We start from the raw sequence: 17,615 nt of genomic DNA on the forward strand, positions 1-17,615 counted from the left end.
GAATGGAAGGGCTTGCAGAAGTGTACGCAAGACTTTGCCGTTGAGCTAAAGTGCCGCCATGCGCGCTCGACTGTCCGACATCGCCCAACAGGCCGAAGTCAGCGAGGCCACGGTGTCGCGGGTGCTCAACGACCGCCCCGGAGTGGCCCCGGAGACCCGGCAGGCCGTCCTCACCGCCCTCGACGTGCTCGGCTACGAGCGTCCGGCCCGGCTGCGCAAGCGCAGCGCCGGGCTGGTCGGCCTGGTCGTGCCCGAGCTGGAGAACCCGATCTTCCCGGCGTTCGCCCAGGTCATCGAGTCGACCCTGGCGCAGAGCGGGTTCACGCCGGTGCTGTGCACCCAGACCCCGGGCGGGGTCACCGAGGACGAGTACGTGGAGATGCTGCTGGACCGTCAGGTCTCCGGCATCGTCTTCGTCTCCGGCCTGCACGCCGACACCGCGGCCGACCACGACCGGTACCGTGCGCTGATCGGCCGGCCGCTGCCGATCGTCATGATCAACGGATTCGCTCCCAACATCGCCGCGCCGTTCGTCTCCTGCGACGACCGGGAGGCGACCGAGCTGGCCGTCGCCCATCTGGTCGCGCTCGGTCACCGCCGGATCGGCCTGATCACCGGCCCGGACCGGTTCGTGCCGGTGCAGCGCCGGGTGGCCGGCTTCCGGGCCGCGATGTCCCGGCTCGCCGGGTTGACCGAGCACGAGTTGGACGAGCTGGCCGAGCTGTCCCTGTTCGGCGTGGAGGGTGGCGAGGCTGCCGCCGGCCGGCTCATCGAGCGCGACGTGACCGGCATCGTCTGCGGTTCGGACCTGATGGCGCTGGGCGCGATCCGGGCCGCCCGGCAGCGCGGCCGGTCCGTGCCCGGCGAGCTGTCCGTGGTCGGCTACGACGACTCGCCGCTGATGGCCTTCACCGACCCGCCGCTGACCACCATGCGCCAGCCGGTGGCCGCGATGGCGGTCGCCGCGGTGCGGGCTCTGGTCGACGAGATCAACGGGCACGCGGCGCCGCACTCGGAATACCTGTTCCGCCCCGAGCTGGTGGTGCGCGGCTCCACCGCAGTCGCGCGCCCCGGCTCCGCCGTCAAGCGCCAGCGCTCCCTCGCCGTCCCCGCCTGAATCCCAGACCGCGTCTCGGGATCCGGGACGCGCGGGCGGGCGTGATCGGGCCGGCGACGGCGTGACTACCGTCATTTCTTGCGCAAGGAATGCTTGACTCTTGCAGAGTCGGCGCGGCATCCTGCTCAGACACCCTGCGCCGCCACAGAACGGGAATCGACACCGATGACCTCCGCCCGCACCCCCGCGCCGCTGACCACCGACGACGACTGGTGGCGGTCCGCGGTCGTCTACCAGGTCTACGTCCGCAGCTTCGCCGATGCGAACTCCGACGGGGTCGGCGACCTCCAGGGCATCCGGGGGCGCCTGCCCTACCTGCGCGACCTCGGCGTGGACGCGCTCTGGCTGACCCCCTTCTACACCTCCCCGCAGGTCGACGCCGGCTACGACGTGGCCGACTACCGCGACGTCGACCCGCTCTTCGGCAACCTGGCCGACTTCGACGAAATGATCACCGACGCGCACGCCCTGGGCCTGCGGATCATCATCGACCTGGTGCCCAACCACACCTCCAGCGCGCACCCGTGGTTCACCGCCGCGCTCGCCGCCGGCCCCGGCTCACCCGAACGCGAGCGCTACCTGTTCGCCGACGGCAAGGGCGAGCAGGGCGAACTGCCCCCCAACGACTGGGAGAGCATCTTCGGCGGCCCCGCCTGGACCCGGGTCGTCGACGGCCAGTGGTACCTGCACCTGTTCGACCCCGCCCAGCCCGACCTGAACTGGCGTCACCGGGAGGTGCGCGCCGAGTTCGAGGACATCCTGCGGTTCTGGCTCGACCGCGGGGTGGACGGCTTCCGGATCGACGTGGCACACGGGATGATCAAGGCCGAGGGCCTGCCCGACGTGGGCTTCAACTCGATGACCACCGGCCAGCGCCAGTCGGAACTGCTGGGCAAGGGCCGGCTGCCCTACTTCGACCAGGACGAGGTGCACGACATCTACCGCGCCTGGCGGCCGATCCTGGACAGCTACCCCGGCGGCCGGATGGCGGTCGCCGAGGCGTGGGCCGAGACGCCGCAGCGGCTGGCCCGCTACATCGGCCCGGACGAGCTGCACCAGGCGTTCAGCTTCGACTTCCTCGACGCCACCTGGTCGGCCGACTCGTTCCGCAAGGTGATCGACACGGCGCTGGCCGAGTCGACGATCGTCGGCGCGCCGACCACCTGGGTGCTCTCCAACCACGACCGGCAACGCCACGTCACCCGCTACGGCGACGGCGAGGTCGGCCTGCGTCGCGCCCGGGCCGCCGCGCTGCTGATGTTCGCGCTGCCCGGCTGCGCGTACGTCTACCAGGGTGAGGAACTGGGGCTGCCGGAGGTGCTGGACCTCCCCGACGAGCTGCGCCAGGACCCGGCGTTCCGGCGCACCGGCGAGAGCCGGGACGGCTGCCGGGTGCCGATCCCGTGGAGCGGCGAACTGGCCCCGTACGGTTTCGGGCCGGACGGCAGCGAGCTGAGCTGGCTGCCCGCGCCGGCCACCTGGCAGGCCCTCTCGGTGGCCGCCCAGACCCACACGCCGGGCTCGACGCTGGAGCTGTACCGGGCCGCGCTGCGGATCCGGGGCGAGCATCCCGCGCTGGCCGACCTCGGCGGCATCACCTGGCTGGAGACCGAGCCCGGCGTGCTGGCGTTCCGCCGCGCCGCCGCGGACGCCGAGCTGACCTGCGTGGTAAACCTCAGTGGCGCCGACGTGACGGTCACCGGTCACGGCCGGCCGCTCGTCGCCAGCGCCGACCTCACCGAGCGGGGCGACGGACACCTCCTGCCGGTGGACGCCGCCGCATGGTTCGAACCGCGCTGAGCCGGGTAACCGGCCAACGACCTGGCCGTCCGTCGTGCCCCGCGCCGACGGGCGGCTGGGCTGCCGACCCCTTGTGGTGGGGGGTGAGGTGGCCCCGGCCCCTCGGGAGTCCGCTCCCGAGGGGCCGGCGTCCATCGACGACCGCGCCGGCGCTCAACCGCCCTTGGCGGTGAGCAGCGCGGCGATCCGGGCGAACCCGGCCCGGACCTCGTCGGAGTCCGGCGGACTCGCCGGCTGCGGTTCCGGCCGGCGCTCGGCGGCCAACTCCAGCTCGTCGTCGATGACGTCCTCGAAGTCGCCGTAGAGATCCGCCTGATCGGTCTCGTCCGCGGCGGCGATCTGCGCGGCGGCGATCTCACCGCGGATCTCCTCCGGGGTGAGCGCCGGCAACAGCGGCTCCACCACCGCCATCAGCTGTTCCTCCGCCACCACCGCCTCGGCCAGCGCCAACGCGTGCGGTCGCTCGTACGGGCCGCAGACCACCGGCTCCCACTCGTCCTCCGCGGCCAGCGGGCCGAACGTGATGATCCAGGGCAGGCCCAGCATCGGCGAGTCGTCCGGCAGGTCCAGTGTCACGAGTGCGCCCACCGGCTCATCATTGTCGCTGCGCGCCCGCGCGGGGACGGCAATCGGCCGACTCGCCCCGCTCAGGCGACCGCCCTCAGCCACCCGTACCGGCGTCCAGCGCCGCACGGACCAGGGCGACCGCCCGCTCCGGCGGCACGCCCAGGCGGCGCGCCTCGGCCGCGTACCCGACGGCGGCCCGGTGCAGCCGGTCGACGGCGTCGTCACGGCCCGGGGCCACCACGGTGCCGTGCCGGCCGCGGGTCTGCACCAGACCGGCGGACTCCAGCTCCCGGTATGCCCGGGCCACCGTGTTCGCCGCCAGCCCCAGGTCGGCGGCGAGCTGCCGGACCGCGGGCAGCCGGGTGCCCACCGCCAGCCGCCCGTCGGAGATCGCGCCGGCGAGCTGCGCGCGCACCTGCTCGTACGGGGGCACTGCCGACCCGGCGTCGACCCGGACGCGGGGACTCACCCACCACCCCCCGGCGTGCCCGGGTCGGTCTCCTCGTCGAGCACGTCCGCCTCCACGTCCACCTCCCGCGCCCCCGCCCCGCCCTCGGCCAGGTCGACCACCCGGCCGTAGCGGCTGGTGGCGGCGAGCGCGGCGCCGAAGAGCACCATCTGGTTGAGCAGGTAGAGATAGAGCAGCAGACCCACGGCGGTCGCCACCACCGTGTACGCCGGGTTCCGCTCGGTGCGCACCACGTAGTAGCGCCCCACGGTGTTGAGCAGGGTGATCCCGATCGCGACGCTCAGCACCGCCGGCCGTAGCCGGCGGCGGCTCATCCGCAGCCGGGGCACGGCCAGCAGCAGCGCGGCGGCCAGCACGGCGTTGACCAGCACGCTGAGCACCGCGCTGACCGTGGTCAGACCGACCGAGCCGGTGCTGCGCAGCAGGAACCGCAGCAGCGACTCCAGCGCGTCGACGGCGGCGATCGAGACGAAGAGCAGCACGAAGACCGCGACCAGCACGCCGAGGTCGACCAGGCGGCGCATCACCAGGTTGCCGGGCTGCTGGTTGAACCCGTACATCAGCCGCTGGGAGGAGCGGATCGCCTCCACCCACCCGATCCCGGTGAAGACCAGGATGACCAGGCCGACCACGCCGACGGTGCTGCTGCTCTCGGCGATCTGCGCGGGGTCGAGGAAGGGCAGGTTCTCCCGGAGGAACTCGGCCGCCGCCCGGCTGACGTCCTCGTTGTCCCGCAGCACCGCGCCGAAGATCCAGTATGCGACCAGGGCCAGCGCGAACACGGCGAAGAAGCCGTAGTAGGCGATGGCGGCGGCGAGCCGACCGGCCAGCAGGTCGGCGTAGAGCGCTCCGGCCTGCCAGAGATGGTCGAAGACCGGCGAGCGACCACGGGCCGCGTCGATCCGGCGTCCCGCCGCCGCCTCGATCCGGCCGAAGACGTTCACCCCGCCATCCTCGCCGATCGCCGCCCCCGGCGGGGTGGTCCGGCCGGCCGGGCGTTCAGCGCCGGCCGCCGAGCCGGAAGTCGCGACGGGGCTGCCAGCGGGCCGCACCGCTGTGCGAGAAGAGGGTGAACGCCTCCACCTCGAACAGTGCGGAGAAGTCGGCCAGGTCCTCGTATGCCTTGTCGAGCACCTCGGGCGGCACGTCCTGGGCCACCGTCACGTGCGGGTGGTAGGGGAAGCGCGCCTCGCGACGCAGTTCGGGGGCCGCGTTGATGGCGGAGGCGAGCAGCTCGCACTCGCTGATCCCGGCCGCGACCGTCACGAAGACCACCTGGGTGACCGGGCGGAACGTGCCGGTGCCGCGCAGGTGCAGGGTGAACGGCAGGTGCGCGGCGGCCACCCGGGTCAGGTGCGCCTCGACGGCGGGCAGCGCGCGGACCGGGATCTCGGTGGGCCCGAGCAGGGTGACGTGGGCCGGCACGGCCTGCGGGTCGCCGGCGGAGACCCGACGGCGGGTGAGCATCCCGCCCCAGGGCTCCGGGATGTCCACCGCGATCCCGATCTGGATCGTGTCCCCGCCGTCCGTCACGTTGTCCGCCATCTCCGCGCCGGCCGTTACTCGGCTCGCACCGGGGGGAAGAAGCCGACCCGTTCGTACGCGGCGCGCAGGGTGCCGGCCGCCACCGCCCGGGCCTTCTCCGCCCCCTGCGCGAGCAGCTTGTCGAGTTGGGCCGGGTCGTCGAGGTAGCCGTTGGTGCGCTCCTGGACCGGGGTGACGAACTCCCGCACCACCTCGGCGAGGTCCTTCTTGAGGTCGCCGTAGCCCCGGCCGTCGTACGCGGCGACCAGGTCGTCGATGCCGCGACCGGAGAGCGCGGAGTAGATGGTGAGCAGGTTGGAGATGCCCGGCTTCCCCGCCGCGTCGAAGACGATCTCGCGGCCGGTGTCGGTGACCGCCGAGCGGATCTTCTTGGCCGAGCGGGCCGGGTCCTCCAGCAGGTCGATGATGCCGGCCGGCGAGGACGACGACTTCGACATCTTGGCCGTCGGGTCCTGAAGGTCGGTGATCTTGGCAGTGTCCTTCACGATGTGCGGCGCCGGCACCGTGAAGGTCGGGCCGAACAACGAGTTGAACCGCTGGGCCAGGTCACGGGAGAGTTCCAGGTGCTGCCGCTGGTCCTCGCCGACCGGGACCGCGTGCGCCTGGTAGAGCAGAATGTCGGCCGCCTGCAGGATCGGGTAGGTGAACAGGCCGACGCTGGCCCGCTCGCTGCCCCGCTTCTGCGACTTGTCCTTGAACTGGGTCATCCGGCCGGCCTCGCCGAAGCCGGTGATGCAGCCGAGCACCCAGGCCAGTTGCGGGTGCTCGGGCACCTGCGACTGGACGAAGAGGGTGCTGCGCTCCGGGTCGATGCCCAGCGCGAAGAGCTGCGCGGCGGCCACCCGGCTGCGCCGCTTGAGCACCTGAGGGTCGTGCCCCGCCGTGATCGCGTGCAGGTCCACCACGCAGTAGAACGCGTCGTGGCTGTCCTGCAGCGCCACCCAGTGCCGCAACGCGCCCAGATAGTTGCCGAGATGGAACGAGTCGGCGGTCGGCTGGATGCCGGAGAAGACGCGCGGGCGGACGGGTACGTCGGACATGGCGGTGATTCTGTCAGCAAGCACCGGGATCCGTCATGACGGGCCGGCGGGTCGGGCCGGTACGGGTGGCGGCGGGCCGCTGACCTCGCGCCGGGGCTCGGGCAGGCGCCGGGTGGAGACCGCCAGGCGGGACACCCGCCGGCCGTCGAGCGACAGCACCCGCAGCAGCCAGCCCTCCGGATCGGCGCCGTCCGACCCGTCGATCGCCTCGACCGCCACCGGCACCTCGTCGCCGGCCACCGGCAGGCGGCCCAGCGCGGCCATCACGTACCCACCGACCGTCTCGTAGGGGCCGGCGGGCAGCGGCACGCCGGTGCGCTCGGCGAAGTCGGCCAGGTTGAGCCGGCCGTCGACCACTGCGGGCAGGCCGGCGGGGGCGGCGTCGACGGCGTCGTCACCCTCGTCGTGGATCTCCCCGACCAGCTCCTCGACCAGGTCCTCGCAGGTGACGATGCCGGCGGTGCCGCCGTACTCGTCGACCACCACGGCCAGGTGGTGCCCCTCCCGGCGCATCTCGGTGAGCGCCGCCAGCACGCGCTTGCTGCCCGGCAGCCGCTTCACCTCGCGGGTCAGCTCGCCGACGGCGGCCGGGCCGGCCCGCTCCGGGCGCAGCAGCACGTCCCGCAGGTGCACCAGGCCGATCACGTCGTCGTGCGTGCCGTCCACCACCGGGTAGCGGGTGTGCGGGTCGGCCCGGACCAGCCGCTGCGCCTCCGCCACCGGCAGGCTGGCGGAGAGGAAGACCACCTCGGTGCGGGGCACCATCACCTCGCGGACCAGCCGCGCGCCGGCCACCAGCACCTCGTCGATGATCCGCCGCTCGTCCGCGTCGAGCAGCGTGTTCGCGGCCACCAGGTCGCGCAGCTCGGCCTCGCTGATCCGTTCCCGCCCGGCGGTGGGGCTGGCCCCGAGCAGGCCGGTGACGAGGCGGGTGGCGCCGTCGGCGGCCCGCACCACGACCCGGGCCACGGTCCGCGCCAGCGGGCCGGATTCGCGCCGGGGCCGCCCCGACGGTCGTCGCCGGGGCCCGGGACCACCCGCTTCCCGCATGACAAGCATGGTAGACAGCGGCCGCACGGTGCCCGAGCAGATGTGCGTATCTGTTCAATCCTGATGGATCGTGGTGGAATGGAGTGCCGCTCACTCGACAGCGGCGGCACCGCCGGCGGCCGTAGGGTGATCACGAACGGCCGCGAGGCACGGCCAGGCAGGAGGACCCGACGTGAAACTGCTCGTCACCGGCGGCGCCGGCTACATCGGCAGCGTGGTGACCCGGATGCTGCTCGACCACGGCCACCGGGTGACCGTGCTGGACGACCTGCGCACCGGCCACCGCGAGGCGCTCGCCCCCGACGCCACCCACGTCGACCTGCCGGTGCACGAGGCGGCCCGGGTGCTCACCCCCGACGCCGGGTTCGACGGCGTGTTGCACTTCGCCGCCCTGATCGCCGCCGGCGAGTCGATGGTCCGCCCCGAGCTCTACTGGCACACCAACACCGTCGGCTCACTCGCCCTGATCGACGCGGTTCGCGCCGCCCGGGTCCCGCGCATGGTGTTCTCCTCCACCGCCGCCGTCTACGGCAACCCCACCGAGCTGCCCATCCCGGAAACCGCAGTCAAGGCCCCCACCAGCACCTACGGGGCGACCAAGCTGGCCGTCGACATGGCGCTCACCTCCGAGGCGATCGCGCACGAACTGGGTGCCGTCTCGCTGCGCTACTTCAACGTCGCCGGGGCCTACCGGCACGACGGCGCGACCATCGGCGAGCGGCACGACCCGGAGACGCACCTCATCCCGATCGCCCTCGACGTGGCCGCCGGCCGGCGCGAGAAGCTCCAACTCTTCGGCGACGACTACCCCACCGTCGACGGCACCTGCGTCCGCGACTACATCCACGTCGAGGATCTGGCCCGCGCCCACCTGCTCGCCCTCGACGCGGCCACGCCGGGCCGGCACCGGATCTACAACCTGGGCAACGGCAACGGCTTCACCAACCGCCAGGTGGTCGACGTGGTCCGCGAGGTCACCGGCCACCCGGTCCCGGTCGAGGTGGCGCCCCGCCGCGAGGGCGACCCCGCCGAGCTGGTCGCGTCGTCCGCGCTGGCCCGCGACGAGTTGGGCTGGGCGCCGGCCAAGCCGACCCTGCACGACATGGTCGGCGACGCCTGGGCGTTCTACCGCGAACACCTCCGGCGTGGTCGCTCATGAGCGGCGACGTCGCCGACCGGGCCGGCGCCGGCTTCCGCCGGTGGTACGACGCCGAGCCGGCCGTCCGCTGGGCGGCTCCCGGGCGGGTCAACCTGATCGGCGAGCACACCGACTACAACGACGGCTTCGTGCTGCCCTTCGCGCTCCCCCTGCGTACCGTGGTCGCCGCGGCGCCCGGCCCGGACGGACGCTGGACGGTCTGCTCGGAGCTGGCCGACGAGCCTGTCGAGTTCGACGCCGCGGCGGCCGACGAACCCGGCCGGGTCGACGGCTGGGCCGCCTACGTGGCCGGTGTGGTGTGGGCGCTGCGCGCCGCCGGCCACCACGTGCCCGGCGCGCGGCTCGCCGTCGCCTCCGACGTCCCGGTCGGCTCCGGGCTCTCCTCGTCGGCCGCCATCGAGTCGGCGGTGCTGGCCGCGCTCGTCGACCTCGGCGGGCTGGACCTGCCCACCGACCGGTGGCCCCGGCTGGCCCAGCGCGCCGAGAACGACTACGTCGGTGCGCCGACCGGGATCATGGACCAGTCCGTGGTGGTCCGCGGCCGGGAGGGGCACGCGCTCTTCCTCGACTGCCGCAGCGAGGAGGTCGAGCAGATCCCGTTCGACCTGGACGCCGCCGGGTTGGCCGTGCTGGTCGTCGACTCGCGCGCGCCGCACCGGCACGCCGACGGCGAGTACGCCGCCCGGCGCGCCAGCTGCGAACGGGCCGCCGCGACGCTCGGCGTGACCGCCCTGCGCGACGTGCCCGCCGCCGACCTCGACGCGGCGCTGGCCCGCCTCGACGACGACGAGACCCGCCGCCGGGTCCGGCACGTGGTCACCGAGAACCAGCGGGTGCTCGACACGGTCGCGTTGCTGCGCGCCGGCCGGGTCCGCGACGCCGGCCCGCTGCTGACCGCCTCGCACGCCTCGATGCGCGACGACTTCGAGATCACCGTGCCGGAGGTCGACACCGCGGTCGAGGCGGCGCTGGCCGCCGGGGCGTACGGCGCCCGGATGACCGGCGGCGGCTTCGGCGGCTGCGTGCTCGCCCTGGTCGACGCGGACGCCACCGACCCGGTCGCCGAGGCGGTGACGGCCGCCTACGCCGAACGCGCCTTCGCCCGCCCCCACACCCGCACCGTTCTCCCCGCCCCCGGCGCCCACCGCCTCCCCTAGCCCTTACGCCCTGATTCACGGAAAGAGTGGCCATCCGGGCTCGGACAGCCACTCTTTCCGTGAATCTGCGCGACGAGGGCCGAGGGCTAGGCGCCTTCGACGATCATGCCGGCGCCCACCGTGCGGTTGGTGGCCTCGTCGATGATGACGAAACCCCCGGTGGTGCGGTTGCGGCGGTATTCGTCGGCGAGCAGCGGGACGGTGGTCCGCAGCCGGATCCGGCCGATCTCGTTCAGCTTCAACTCGCCGGCCGCCTCGTCCCGGTGCAGCGAGTTGATGTCCAGCCGATAGTGCAGCTCGCGCACGATCGCCCGTGCCGAACGGGTGGTGTGCTTGATCGCGTACCGGCCGCCGACCTGGAGCGGCCGGCTCTCGTCCATCCAGCAGACCATCGCCTCGATGTCCTGCGCGACCATCGGCGCGTTGTTCGGCCGGCAGATCAGGTCGCCGCGCGAGATGTCGATCTCGTCGGTCAGCCGGACCGTCACCGACATCGGCGGGAACGCCTCGTCCACCGGGCCGTCGGCCGTCTCCACCGAGGCGATCCGGCTGGTGAAGCCCGACGGCAGCACCATCACCTCGTCACCCGGCTTCAGCACGCCCGAGGCGACCTGGCCCGCGTAGCCCCGGTAGTCGGTGACGGTGGTGGACTGCGGCCGGATCACGTACTGCACCGGGAAGCGGACGTCGACCAGGTTGCGGTCGGAGGCGATGTGCACCCGTTCCAGGTGGTGCAGCAGCGACGGGCCCTCGTACCACGGCATGTTGTCCGAGCGGGAGACGATGTTGTCGCCCCGCAGCGCGGAGACCGGCACCACGGTCAGGTCCGGCACGTCGAGCTTCGCGGCGAACGCGGTGAACTCGTCGGCGATCCGCTCGAAGACCTCCTGCGACCAGTCGACCAGGTCCATCTTGTTGACGCACAGGACCAGGTGCGGCACCCGCAGCAGCGAACAGAGGAACGCGTGCCGGCGGGACTGCTCCACCAGGCCCTTGCGCGCGTCCACCAGGATCAGCGCCAGGTCGGCCGTGGACGCGCCGGTGACCATGTTCCGGGTGTACTGGATGTGCCCCGGGGTGTCGGCGATGATGAACTTGCGCCGCGGCGTGGCGAAGTAGCGGTAGGCGACGTCGATGGTGATGCCCTGCTCCCGCTCGGCCCGCAGGCCGTCGGTGAGCAACGCCAGGTTGGTGTATTCGTCGCCCCGCGCCGCGCTGACCGCCTCGACCGCGGCGAGCTGATCGCTGAAGAGCGACTTCGTGTCGTAGAGCAGCCGGCCGATGAGCGTCGACTTGCCGTCGTCGACGCTGCCGGCGGTGGCGAACCGCAGCAGGTCCATCGGCCGTGCGGTGGTCTCGCCGTCGGCCGGGGCCAAGGTGTCGACACTCATCAGAAGTAGCCCTCCCGCTTGCGGTCCTCCATGGCGGCCTCGCTGACCCGGTCGTCGCCGCGGGTCGCGCCGCGTTCGGTGATCCGGGTGGCGGCCACCTCGTCGATCACCTTCTCCACCGTGTCGGCGTCCGAGCGGACCGCCGCGGTGCAGGAGGCGTCGCCCACGGTCCGGTACCGCACCTGGGCCTTGAACGGCTGCTCACCGGCGCGGGCCCGGAAGAACTCGTTCACCGCGTAGAACATGCCGTCGCGCTCGATCACCTCGCGCTCGTGCGCGAAGTAGATCGACGGCAGCGGGATCCGCTCCCGGGCGATGTAGTGCCAGACGTCCAGCTCGGTCCAGTTGGACAGCGGGAACACCCGGATCGACTCACCGGGGTGGTGCCGGCCGTTGTAGAGCGACCACAGCTCCGGACGCTGGTTCTTCGGATCCCACTGGCCGAACTCGTCGCGGAAGCTGAACACCCGCTCCTTGGCCCGGGCCTTCTCCTCGTCCCGCCGGGCGCCGCCGAAGAGCGCGTCGAAGCGGTGCTTCTCCACCGCGTCGAGCAGCACCGGCGTCTGGATCCGGTTACGCATGCCGTCCGCCGACTCGCGGACCATGCCCTTGGTCAGCGCCTCGGGCACGCTCGCCACGATCAGTTGCAGGCCCAGCTCGGCCACCCGCTGGTCGCGGTAGTCGAGCACCTCGGGGAAGTTGTGCCCGGTGTCCACGTGCATCACCGGGAACGGGATGTTGGCCGGTGCGAACGCCTTCTGCGCCAGCCGGAGCATCACGATCGAGTCCTTGCCGCCGGAGAAGAGCAGCACCGGGCGCTCCATCTCGGCGACGACCTCGCGCATCACGAAGATGCTCTCCGCCTCGAGCGCGTCGAGGTGCGACACCTGGTACGCGGCGGGGGACGTCATGACACGAACTCGATTTGCTCGGATCCGTACATCGGATTCCAGACCTTTCCGGTCGGACTCGTGAAGAAGAACGCTCAGGTTACCCGGACTGCCGCTGCAACGCTGCAAGCAACCGACTCGCGAGATCCTTGCGGCAGACCAGCAGATCGGGTAGGCGCGGGTCGGCCTCGTTGTATTTCAGCGCAGAACCGTCGATCCGGGAAGCGTGCAGTCCGGTGGTCGTCGCCACAGCGACCGGAGCGGCCGAATCCCACTCGTACTGGCCGCCGGCGTGGATGTACGCGTCGACCTCGCCGGTGACCACGGCGGCGATCTTCGCACCCGCCGAGCCCATCGGAACCAGATGAGCGCCGACGTCCGCCGCCAGATCGGTCAGGAAAACCGGCGGACGGCTACGACTCACGGCCAATCGGATGGCCCGCGCCCCGCTCGCCGTGGCCGCCTCCACCCGCATCGGCGGATACGCCGGCGGGTAGTCCGTGCCCAGCACCCGGTGCCGCCCCGGGAGGCCCACCGCGCCCGCGACCAGGCCGTGCGGCGTGGGCGCGTGCCGCGACCACAGCGCCACGTGCACGGCCCAGTCGGCGCGCCCCTCCTCGGCGTACTCCCGGGTGCCGTCCAGCGGATCGACGATCCACACCCGGTCCGCGGTCAGCCGGGGCATCACCCCGCTGCTCACCTCGGCCGTCCAGGCCAGGCGCGAGCCCTCGTCCTCCTCCGACAGCACCGCGTCCGCCGGGCGCCACCGCGCCAGCTCGGTCCGGATCAGGTCGTGCGAGACCTTGTCCCCCGCCGACCGCAACGCCCCGGCGTCCGCGAAACCCATCTCCGCGCGCAGGTCCGTCAACGCCTGCCCGGCCCGCGACGCCAGCCAGCGGGCGAACGCGCTGTCGATCATCGGAGGACTGCCCATGGTGTCACCGCTCCCCTCGCCCGCCTTCGCCCACGCCGAAAGGCGCAGACTACCGGCCGCCGCCGGGCCCGCCGGTCAAGCCCCGTGGTACAGGTTCTGCGTCGGCTCCACACCCTTCGTGACCACCGACTCGACCACGTCCGCCGTGCGATCGACCAGGAACTCCAACTCCTTGCGCTCCGCGGCGGAGAAATCCGAGAGTACGAAGTCAGCCGGGTCCTGCCGCCCCGGCGGGCGGCCGACGCCGAACCGCACCCGCACGTAGTCCCTGGTGCCCAGCGACTTCGACATCGACCGCAGGCCGTTGTGCCCGCCCTCCCCGCCGCCGCACTTCACCCGCACCTGCCCGTAGCCGATGTCCAGCTCGTCGTGCACCGCGATCACCCGAGCGGGCGGGATCTTGTGGAACTGGGCCAGCCCGGCCACCGGGCCGCCGGAGAGGTTCATGTAGGTGAGCGGCTTCAGCAACACCAGCTTCGGCCCGCCGAACCCCAGCCGCCCCTCGGCGGCCTCAGCCACCGCGCGCCGGTGCCGGCCGAACTTCGCGCCCACCCGCGCGGCCAGCAGGTCGGCCACCATGAACCCGACGTTGTGCCGGTTGTTCGCGTACTCCCGACCGGGGTTGCCCAGGCCGACCACCAGCCACGGCCCCGACTCATCCGTCACCCGACGCCCCTTCCCGCTCGCTTCCCCGACGACCCGCCCCGGTACGCCGACAGGCGCCCCCGAAGCTCGGGGACGCCTGTCGCACAGCCTGCGGACCGATCAGGCCTCGGTCTTCGCCTCGGCCGGGGTAGCCTCGCCCTCGGCGGCCGGAGCACCCTCCGCGGCCTCGGCGGTCTCCTCGCCGGTCTCGGCCTCGGCCTCCTCGGTGGCCTCCTCGACCTCGGGGAGGGTGGCCTCGAGCTGCTCGGCGGTCGGCGCGGCGGTCACCGAGGCGACCGGCAGCTCCGCGTCCACGGACAGCTCGACGCCGGACGGCAGCTCGACGTCACCGGCGGTGACCACGGTGCCCGCCTCGGCGCCCTCGATCGACGCCTCCAGGTGATCCGGCACCTTCGTCGCGTCGGCGGTCACCGACAGCGTGTCGTGGTCGTGCACGATCAGGGTGTCCCGCGCGGCCTCGCCGGTGAGCTGGACCGGGACCTCGACGGTGACCTTCTCGCCGCGGCGGACCAGCAGCAGGTCCACGTGCTCGAAGCTGTCCTTGATCGGGTCACGCTGGATCGCCTTCGGCAGCGCCAGCACCTGGGTGCCGTCGCTGACCTCGATCGCGAAGAGCTGGTTCGCGCCGCCCTTGCGGATCGCGGCGGCGAACTCCCGCGCCGGCAACGCGATGTGCTTGGGCTTCTCGCCGTGGCCGTACAGCACGGCGGGCACCTTGCCGGCCCGGCGGGTACGACGGGCACCACCCTTGCCGAACTCGGTACGGGGCTCGGCGCTGATCTTTACCTCGGACACGGGGAAACTCCTGATGCTTCGCTGCGGCGGCTTGTCGTCTGGCGGTGCTGGGCGAGGGGCTCGCTGGGGCTCAAGGTCATGAACGACCGCCCGGAGCACCGCGTCGATGACGGCGCCTCCGTGCGGTGCTATTCAGCAGCCCGCCGGGCACCCTCGCCGTGGCAACCGGACCAGTCTACCCGAGCGATTTCCCGCCTCTCCGGCAGTCCCCGTATCACCGCGCCCGGCCGGTCCGCGGGGCAACGGCCGGCCGCCGGACGAGCCGGCGGCCGGACCCCACGATCAGCTCAGGCCACCAAAGAGGGTGGTCACCGAACCGTCGTCGAAGACCTCCCGGATCGCCCGGGCCAGCAGCGGCGCGATCGACAGCACGGTCAGCTTGTCGAGCTGCTTCTCCGGCGGCAACGGCAGCGTGTTCGTCACCACGACCTCGCTGATCGGACTGTTCTTCAACCGCTCCGTCGCCGGATCCGACAGCAGCGCGTGGGTCGAGGCGACCACGATCTCCGCGGCCCCCGACTCCTTGAGGATGTCGGCCGCCTTGGTGATCGTGCCGCCGGTGTCGATCATGTCGTCGACGATCAGGCACACCCGGCCCTCGACCTCACCGACCACGCGGTTCGCCACCACCTGGTTCGGCTTCATCGGGTCCCGGGTCTTGTGGATGAACGCCAGCGGGCAACCACCCAGCCGGTCCGTCCAACGCTCGGCCACCCGCACCCGGCCGGAATCCGGCGCCACCACCGTCATCGGGCGGCCCGCGTACTTGTGCTCGACGTACTCGGCCAGCACGTCCATCGCGAACAGGTGATCCACCGGCCCGTCGAAGAAGCCCTGGATCTGCGCGGTGTGCAGGTCGACGGTGAGGATCCGGTTCGCGCCCGCGGTCTTCAGCAGGTCGGCCACCAGCCGCGCCGAGATCGGCTCCCGACCCCGGTGCTTCTTGTCCTGCCGCGAGTAGGGGTAGAACGGCAGCACCACGGTGATCCGCTTGGCCGAACCGCGCTTCAGCGCGTCCACCATGATCAGGGTCTCCATGACCCAGGTGTTCACCCCGTGCGTGACGGACTGCACCACGAAGGCGTCCGAACCACGCACCGAGTCCTTGAACCGTACGAAGATCTCACCGTTGGCGAACTCGTAGGCGTCGGCGGGCGTCGGCGCGATGCCGAGCACCTCACCGATCTCCTTGGCCAGTTCCGGAAAACCCCTCCCGGAGAAGAGCATCAGGCTCTTGCGGTTCTCGGCGACGATGCTGCCCATGGGCCCGTCTGCTCCCGTGTGTCGGTGGTGCCCGGCGGAGGTGGGCCGGGGACTGTTCGGTTGCAGTATCCCCCGGGTTCACCGGTCCACCCATGGCCCGGCCGCCCCGGTGGATTCAGTCACCTTCGCTTGCGGACCCGCCCGACCCCGACGCATCCTCGCCAGCCCGCCGCGCCGCCTCCGCGGCTGCCGTGCCGGCCCGCTTGCGCAGCACCCAACCCTCCACGTTGCGCTGCTGGCCGCGCGCCACCGCCATCGCGCCCGCCGGCACATCCCCGATGATCACCGAACCGGCCGCGGTGTACGCGCCGTCGCCCACCCGCACCGGCGCCACGAACATGTTGTCCGCCCCGGTGCGCGCGTGACTGCCGATCGTGGTGTGGTGCTTGCGCACCCCGTCGTAGTTGACGAAGACCGTGGCCGCGCCGATGTTGCTGTGCTCGCCGATCGTCGCGTCCCCCACGTACGACAGGTGCGGCACCTTGGAGCCCTCACCGATCGACGCCTTCTTGGTCTCCACGAACGTGCCGACCTTCGCCCTGCGGGCCAGCCGCGACTCCGGCCGCAGGTAGGCGTACGGGCCGACGCTCGCCTGCGGGCCCACCTCGGCGCCCACCGCGTGGCTGCGCACCACGCTGGCGCCCTCGCCGACCACGGTGTCGACGAGCGTGGCGTCCGGCCCGACCAGCGCGCCCGCCCCGACCGTGGTGGCACCCTGCAACTGGGTGTTCTGGTCGATCACCGCGTCCCGCTCCACGGTCACCGTCACGTCGATCCAGGTGGTGTGCGGGTCGAGGATGCTCACGCCGGTGCGCATCCAGCCCTCGTTGACCCGGTCGCGCAGCAGCCGGCGCAGCCCGGCCAACTCCACCCGGTCGTTGCAGCCCAGCGTCTCCACGTGGTCGGCCGCGCGGTGCACCGCCACCGGCTCGCCCGCGTCGCGGAGCAGGGCGAAGACGTCGGTCAGGTATTCCTCGCCCTGGTCGTTGTCGGTGGAGAGCTTGCCCAGCGCCTCCCGCAGCCGGGCCAGGTCGAACGCGTAGATGCCGGCGTTGATCTCCCGCAGCGCGCGCTGCTGCGCCGTGGCGTCGCGCTCCTCGACGATCTGCTCCAACTGCCCCTGCACGTCCCGCACGATCCGGCCCAGGCCGGTCGGGTCCGGCACCTCGGCGGCCAGCACGGTCGCCGCCGCGGCGGCGCCCTCGTGCGCCTCGACCAAGGTCGCGACCGTCTCCGGCCGCAGCAGCGGCACGTCCCCGTTGATCACCACGACCGTGCCGGTGGCGTCCGGCACCGCGTCCAGTGCGATCCGGACCGCGTGCCCGGTGCCGAGCTGGCGCTCCTGGAGGACCGGGGTGGCCGCCGGCGCGACCTCGGTCAGGTGCGCCCGCACCTGGTCGGCGCCGTGGCCGACCACCACCACCGTGCGGTCCGCGCCCAGCGGCTCGGCGGCGGCCAGGACGTGACCGAGCAGGGTGCGGCCGAGCAGCGGGTGCAGCACCTTGGGCAGGGACGACCTCATCCGCTTGCCCTCACCGGCGGCGAGCACGACAACGGTGCGGAGGTGGGGCTCGGGCACGACGTGGCTCCCGTCGGGACGGCGACAGTCTCGCGGTCATGCTAACCACGCGGCTCGTCACATTTTGCATCCGGCCACACAAACGCCGCCCGCCCGAGGGTGGTCCAGCGAATGAGCTGGGGTGCCTGGATTCGAACCAGGAGCTCAAGGCTCCAAAGGCCTGCGGGTTGCCGTTACCCCACACCCCATTGCC

General features: G+C 72.5%; 16 protein-coding genes, 1 tRNA gene and 1 pseudogene. 4 read left to right on the forward strand and 14 right to left on the reverse strand.

What is annotated here, in order from left to right; all coding sequences use genetic code 11:
• The first annotated feature begins 58 nt into the window (after window positions 1-58).
• Both AB0H28_RS09565 and AB0H28_RS09570 read left to right on the forward strand, forming a co-directional pair.
• Complete coding sequence (locus AB0H28_RS09565; protein WP_358036397.1) at window positions 59-1,117, forward strand: LacI family DNA-binding transcriptional regulator; 1,059 nt, start codon at window positions 59-61, stop codon at window positions 1,115-1,117.
• Between the two features lie 165 nt (window positions 1,118-1,282).
• On the forward strand, window positions 1,283-2,917 hold the full coding sequence (locus AB0H28_RS09570; RefSeq protein ID WP_358036399.1) for a glycoside hydrolase family 13 protein: 1,635 nt from the start codon (window positions 1,283-1,285) through the stop codon (window positions 2,915-2,917).
• Window positions 2,918-3,070: 153 nt separating this feature from the next.
• On the opposite strand, the gene AB0H28_RS09575 is transcribed toward AB0H28_RS09570, so the two are convergent.
• The 6 genes from AB0H28_RS09575 to AB0H28_RS09600 all read right to left on the reverse strand — a co-directional run bounded on the left by AB0H28_RS09575 (window position 3,071) and on the right by AB0H28_RS09600 (window position 7,588).
• Entirely contained in the window at window positions 3,071-3,505 is a 435-nt protein-coding gene (locus tag AB0H28_RS09575; protein ID WP_358036401.1) for a hypothetical protein, read from the reverse strand.
• Window positions 3,506-3,578: 73 nt separating this feature from the next.
• Complete coding sequence (locus tag AB0H28_RS09580; protein WP_358036403.1) at window positions 3,579-3,953, reverse strand: GntR family transcriptional regulator; 375 nt, start codon at window positions 3,951-3,953, stop codon at window positions 3,579-3,581.
• On the reverse strand, window positions 3,950-4,897 hold the full coding sequence (locus AB0H28_RS09585; RefSeq protein WP_358036405.1) for a YhjD/YihY/BrkB family envelope integrity protein: 948 nt from the start codon (window positions 4,895-4,897) through the stop codon (window positions 3,950-3,952). Before AB0H28_RS09585 ends, AB0H28_RS09580 begins: the two co-directional genes overlap by 4 nt.
• A gap of 55 nt (window positions 4,898-4,952) precedes the next feature.
• On the reverse strand, window positions 4,953-5,498 hold the full coding sequence (locus AB0H28_RS09590; protein WP_358036407.1) for a 2'-5' RNA ligase family protein: 546 nt from the start codon (window positions 5,496-5,498) through the stop codon (window positions 4,953-4,955).
• A 14-nt stretch (window positions 5,499-5,512) separates the two neighbouring features.
• Window positions 5,513-6,538: a tryptophan--tRNA ligase gene (gene trpS, locus AB0H28_RS09595; protein WP_358036409.1), complete on the reverse strand. Its 1,026-nt coding sequence runs from the start codon at window positions 6,536-6,538 to the stop codon at window positions 5,513-5,515.
• Window positions 6,539-6,571: 33 nt separating this feature from the next.
• A complete protein-coding gene (locus AB0H28_RS09600) occupies window positions 6,572-7,588 on the reverse strand; it encodes a hemolysin family protein (protein WP_358036411.1) in 1,017 nt (338 codons plus the stop codon).
• A 172-nt stretch (window positions 7,589-7,760) separates the two neighbouring features.
• Here AB0H28_RS09600 and galE point away from each other — a divergent pair, with 172 nt between their 5' ends.
• Together galE and galK are read left to right on the forward strand one after the other, a co-directional pair.
• Window positions 7,761-8,747, forward strand: a complete 987-nt coding sequence (galE, locus tag AB0H28_RS09605; RefSeq protein WP_358036413.1) for a UDP-glucose 4-epimerase GalE — start codon at window positions 7,761-7,763, stop codon at window positions 8,745-8,747.
• Entirely contained in the window at window positions 8,744-9,904 is a 1,161-nt protein-coding gene (galK, locus tag AB0H28_RS09610) for a galactokinase (RefSeq protein WP_358036415.1), read from the forward strand. Before galE ends, galK begins: the two co-directional genes overlap by 4 nt.
• Window positions 9,905-9,990: 86 nt before the next feature.
• Here galK and AB0H28_RS09615 read toward each other — a convergent pair whose 3' ends face one another.
• The 8 genes and pseudogenes from AB0H28_RS09615 to AB0H28_RS09650 form a co-directional block, all read right to left on the reverse strand.
• Window positions 9,991-11,295 carry a GTP-binding protein gene (locus AB0H28_RS09615; RefSeq protein ID WP_358036417.1) on the reverse strand — a complete coding sequence of 435 codons (1,305 nt, stop codon included), beginning with the start codon at window positions 11,293-11,295 and terminating at the stop codon, window positions 9,991-9,993.
• The gene (cysD, locus tag AB0H28_RS09620; protein WP_358036419.1) at window positions 11,295-12,206 is read right to left on the reverse strand and encodes a sulfate adenylyltransferase subunit CysD; all 912 of its coding nucleotides are present in this window, start codon (window positions 12,204-12,206) and stop codon (window positions 11,295-11,297) included. Before cysD ends, AB0H28_RS09615 begins: the two co-directional genes overlap by 1 nt.
• Window positions 12,207-12,285: 79 nt before the next feature.
• A complete protein-coding gene (locus AB0H28_RS09625) occupies window positions 12,286-13,119 on the reverse strand; it encodes a 3'(2'),5'-bisphosphate nucleotidase CysQ (RefSeq protein WP_358036421.1) in 834 nt (277 codons plus the stop codon).
• Between the two features lie 75 nt (window positions 13,120-13,194).
• Window positions 13,195-13,785 carry an aminoacyl-tRNA hydrolase gene (gene pth / locus AB0H28_RS09630; protein ID WP_358036423.1) on the reverse strand — a complete coding sequence of 197 codons (591 nt, stop codon included), beginning with the start codon at window positions 13,783-13,785 and terminating at the stop codon, window positions 13,195-13,197.
• A 99-nt stretch (window positions 13,786-13,884) separates the two neighbouring features.
• The gene (locus AB0H28_RS09635; protein ID WP_358036425.1) at window positions 13,885-14,580 is read right to left on the reverse strand and encodes a 50S ribosomal protein L25/general stress protein Ctc; all 696 of its coding nucleotides are present in this window, start codon (window positions 14,578-14,580) and stop codon (window positions 13,885-13,887) included.
• Window positions 14,581-14,862: 282 nt separating this feature from the next.
• A complete protein-coding gene (locus AB0H28_RS09640) occupies window positions 14,863-15,843 on the reverse strand; it encodes a ribose-phosphate diphosphokinase (protein ID WP_358036427.1) in 981 nt (326 codons plus the stop codon).
• Window positions 15,844-15,898: 55 nt separating this feature from the next.
• A pseudogene (gene glmU, locus AB0H28_RS09645) lies at window positions 15,899-17,422 on the reverse strand (bifunctional UDP-N-acetylglucosamine diphosphorylase/glucosamine-1-phosphate N-acetyltransferase GlmU); the annotation flags it as partial.
• Between the two features lie 116 nt (window positions 17,423-17,538).
• Window positions 17,539-17,610: transfer RNA gene (locus AB0H28_RS09650), tRNA-Gln, on the reverse strand.
• Window positions 17,611-17,615: the final 5 nt, after the last annotated feature.

The sequence above is a fragment of the Micromonospora sp. NPDC050980 genome (assembly GCF_040653835.1).
Classification (GTDB): Bacteria; Actinomycetota; Actinomycetes; order Mycobacteriales; family Micromonosporaceae; genus Micromonospora.